General features: G+C 35.3%; 3 protein-coding genes and 1 pseudogene. All 4 read right to left on the reverse strand.

Features of this window, described 5'->3' with window-relative positions; all coding sequences use genetic code 11:
- Window positions 1-184: 184 nt before the first annotated feature.
- The 4 genes and pseudogenes from DS885_RS07060 to DS885_RS07085 all read right to left on the reverse strand — a co-directional run bounded on the left by DS885_RS07060 (window position 185) and on the right by DS885_RS07085 (window position 3,159).
- Window positions 185-526: a hypothetical protein gene (locus DS885_RS07060; protein ID WP_113818733.1), complete on the reverse strand. Its 342-nt coding sequence runs from the start codon at window positions 524-526 to the stop codon at window positions 185-187.
- Between the two features lie 781 nt (window positions 527-1,307).
- Window positions 1,308-2,259 (reverse strand): annotated as a pseudogene (locus DS885_RS17925) (transposase); the annotation flags it as partial.
- A gap of 264 nt (window positions 2,260-2,523) precedes the next feature.
- Complete coding sequence (locus DS885_RS07080) at window positions 2,524-2,817, reverse strand: hypothetical protein (protein WP_147232336.1); 294 nt, start codon at window positions 2,815-2,817, stop codon at window positions 2,524-2,526.
- A gap of 3 nt (window positions 2,818-2,820) precedes the next feature.
- A complete protein-coding gene (locus tag DS885_RS07085) occupies window positions 2,821-3,159 on the reverse strand; it encodes a hypothetical protein (protein ID WP_113818736.1) in 339 nt (112 codons plus the stop codon).
- Between the last annotated feature and the right edge of the window lie 94 nt (window positions 3,160-3,253).

Here is a 3,253-nt window from a genome sequence, read left to right on the forward strand (position 1 = left end):
GTATTAAATAACTGATCTAAATTTTGCGCCGGAAAAATGGCTTAGTTTGAGGCGTAAGTTGATGTAAATGGTTGTTCCCTATACGAAACTTACAACGAAAAAATAAGTTGTTTTAACAAGTAAAATAGATCAGTTACTTACTATGATTGGTATCAGATACAGTAGATAGATCGGTACTAATTGATTAACTGAATAAAGGAGGTCGGTAGAGACTTGAGGGAGAGTAATCAGTATGAGGGATAATAACAGAAGGATAACGAAGTTGAGAATGAACTAATGAAACAAGTCGCTCGTCTTCAATGAAATGCACGACAGAGACAACCGTCATCATATCACAGTCTGCTTGACAGTTTTTCATGTCCATGGATTCAGTCACACAATGAGCTAAATCCATGTCATGCATAGCCATCTCGCAATGCTGCGTAGATACACTATCATTTTCTAACGATGATACAGAACCAATCACTTTCTGCATGAAAGTAATTTGAATAGTAACTATTAAAAAAAAAGTGATAAGCAGTTTCATTAAATATTTTGGTTCTTAATAATTTACACAGCAAGATAATAACCGAAAAATAAACTATCCCCCTAGGTAAGGGTCAAATAAAAAATTAAGATAATTATAAATGTCACATCAGCGTTAACGTTAATCACGCTTGCTACTTATTGAAGATATGTTTTGGTGTAAATAGGAATTGGATAACAACATTTTACATTGAGTTAAACTGTTTCACTGCACACGATAATGTTAATAATTAGCATAGCTAATACTGCAGTAATAGTTAATAAGGGTTGGTCTATGCTTTAAATCAATTTGTTAAATAAACATTAAAATGCTTTTTAAGCAACTTATTTACAATATAGCAATTAAATAAGAGGCAAGGGCCTCAAAAATTTCCTTCTGACAAACCATTTCAGTTCATCTATATTGAATAAGGACTCTGAGTTTCACGTAGAAAAATGACTTAGTTTGAGGCATAAATTGAGCTTTGTGAAGATTCACTTCATTAACCGTCTATCGAAGAATTAGCCAAAGCATATTAATGCTTTAATAGTCGCGCCGTTTACGAAATTTACAGCGAAGCAATAAGTGATACCAATTGCATTAAATAAATGATCTCAATTTGGGGCAGGAAAAATGGCTTAATTCAAGGCGTCATTTAAGCCTCTCGACGATTAACTTCGTAAATAGTCTGACTAAGAATTAACTAAAAAATGTTAATTATTTAATAGTTGTTCTCTTTTCGAAAATTACAACGAAGCAGTAAGTTATTATAACAAGTAAAATAGATCAGTTACTTAGTGTGATTGTCCGCGATATAACTATCGAATCCACTTTGTGCCATAAATTCCAAATTAGCTTCACTGTTAAAGCCACTGTTAACTGTGAATTTTATTGTGCGTTCGTTTTATAGTTTTTCTGTAGTGAGCTTATCGAGTTGTTGTTTTAATTGAGTAACCGCCGGCTCTAAAGTTTGTTGTTCGCCCACTGAGCCCCATGTTTGTGCTTGCAATATTATTTGGTGTTTGTCGTCATTAATAGCAATCCCATTGTAGCCTTGTATTGTGCCTTTACTTGTTGTCATTTTTGCACTGTCTGGGTTGTTATATTGCTTTTAACTTTCTCACCTTTACTGCCTGTTTTTTCTTGATGTGTGGCTAGATACTCCGTGATTTTCTCTGCACTTTTATCAAGTTTCGCTTTCTGTTTTAAATCATGTGCCACTCCATCTTCGCCTAAACTATCTTGTGCTTAATGACGCTCAAGTATTCGCTGACTTGCTCTGCGTAACTTGGCTTGCTCAAGTTCATCGAATGTACCGCTCCATTCTTTACTGGCATTCGATCTTATTTTACAGCCATCAATCGCAAACATGTTTCGACCAATCAACCCTTCACGGTCGCATATCATTAATACTTGTGTAAATAACGGTTCAATTTGGTCTTTCATTTTAGCGACAAAACTTGCAATAGAAGTGTAATGAGGTTGCTCATCACCCCCTCTTTTTTCAACAACACCTTATGAAAGTAATATTCGTTTCACACGCATTCGCAATACGTCGGCTACTGACTAACCCTCGCGAATAACCAAACAGAACTATCTTCAACATCACTGATGGCGGGTAAGCTGCAGCGCCACCTTTGTCGTTCTCATACCATTTATCAAAAGAACTTAAATTAAGGTGTTTGTCCACAATATGGGAAAGTGCGTATTCAAAAAGTACTGGGGATAATTTGCTGTGAAAAATCAATCGGAATGAATTTACTTTGGCAGGATAAGTCAGGTTTTTAGTTAGCCATTACATTTAACTCTGAGCGAATAATAGCTATTAGCTCACAGTCGACCAGCTCAATTAAGGTTGTTTTTTGTACAATGAGAGATTATAAAAAAAGAACGTAAAAACGTTCTTTTCGGAGAAATTCTACAGCCTCAACGCCGCACTAAGCGGACTAAAATTGTGGGTTAAAATGTGTAGCGAAGCGAAACGTAACCCACTGTTTTAGTTCCATTTAAGTACCTTGTTAGAGGTTCGGTAATGGTGAATATACTTGAAATATAGATACAGCACCAAAAACTATAGTTAAAATAACACCAATAACAGAAACCCAAGTCGAAACTCGATTTTTTCGTTCTTGGCTTTCAATTGTTGACTCTAGGAACTTAATATCTTTAGCCAACTGTTTTAAACCGTTTGAGCCTAAGCTTATATCATTGGAATCGTAAGCCAGTTTAAGCATATCAAGTTGATTCCCATACTTCGGCGACAAGGAGATAAAAGGCATATCACTTTCTATAGATTTAACTATATTTGCCAATCTTCAAATCTCTTCTGCAGTGAAACTCAACGAATAATGAAACTTAAAAGTCCATTTTGTATAACCTGTTACCCTAGCAAGTAAATCCTCACATATATCAATCGGAGTTCTATATTTTTTCGAAAATTCAGTGTTTCCCTCAGAAATCTTTCTGTAAATAATTGATATTTGATCTATGGCTCTAAGGTCATCAGTTTCTCTTTCAAATACATTTTTCAAGGATCTATAAAAATGACGCCGACCAGATTTTGCCCCGAGACCTTTGGTTATAACAATTAAGAAAGGAATATAAAATGCTGTAACAGCGACTATTGTTCCTACTTTTAAAAATGTTGTTTCCACGAGTACTCCCTACCTCTAACGCCCACATTAAGCGGACTAAAATAGTGGGTTATAATGTGTAGCGAAGCGAAACCTAACCCACTGTTTTAGCTGA

Origin of the sequence: Psychromonas sp. B3M02 (genome assembly GCF_003318165.1) — a bacterium.
Lineage (GTDB): Bacteria > Pseudomonadota > Gammaproteobacteria > Enterobacterales > Psychromonadaceae > Psychromonas.

Excerpts from the sequence above, each read along its gene's own strand:
- DS885_RS07060 (WP_113818733.1), bottom strand. The coding sequence starts at position 526 with ATGAAACTGCTTATCACTTTTTTTTTAATAGTTACTATTCAAATTACT.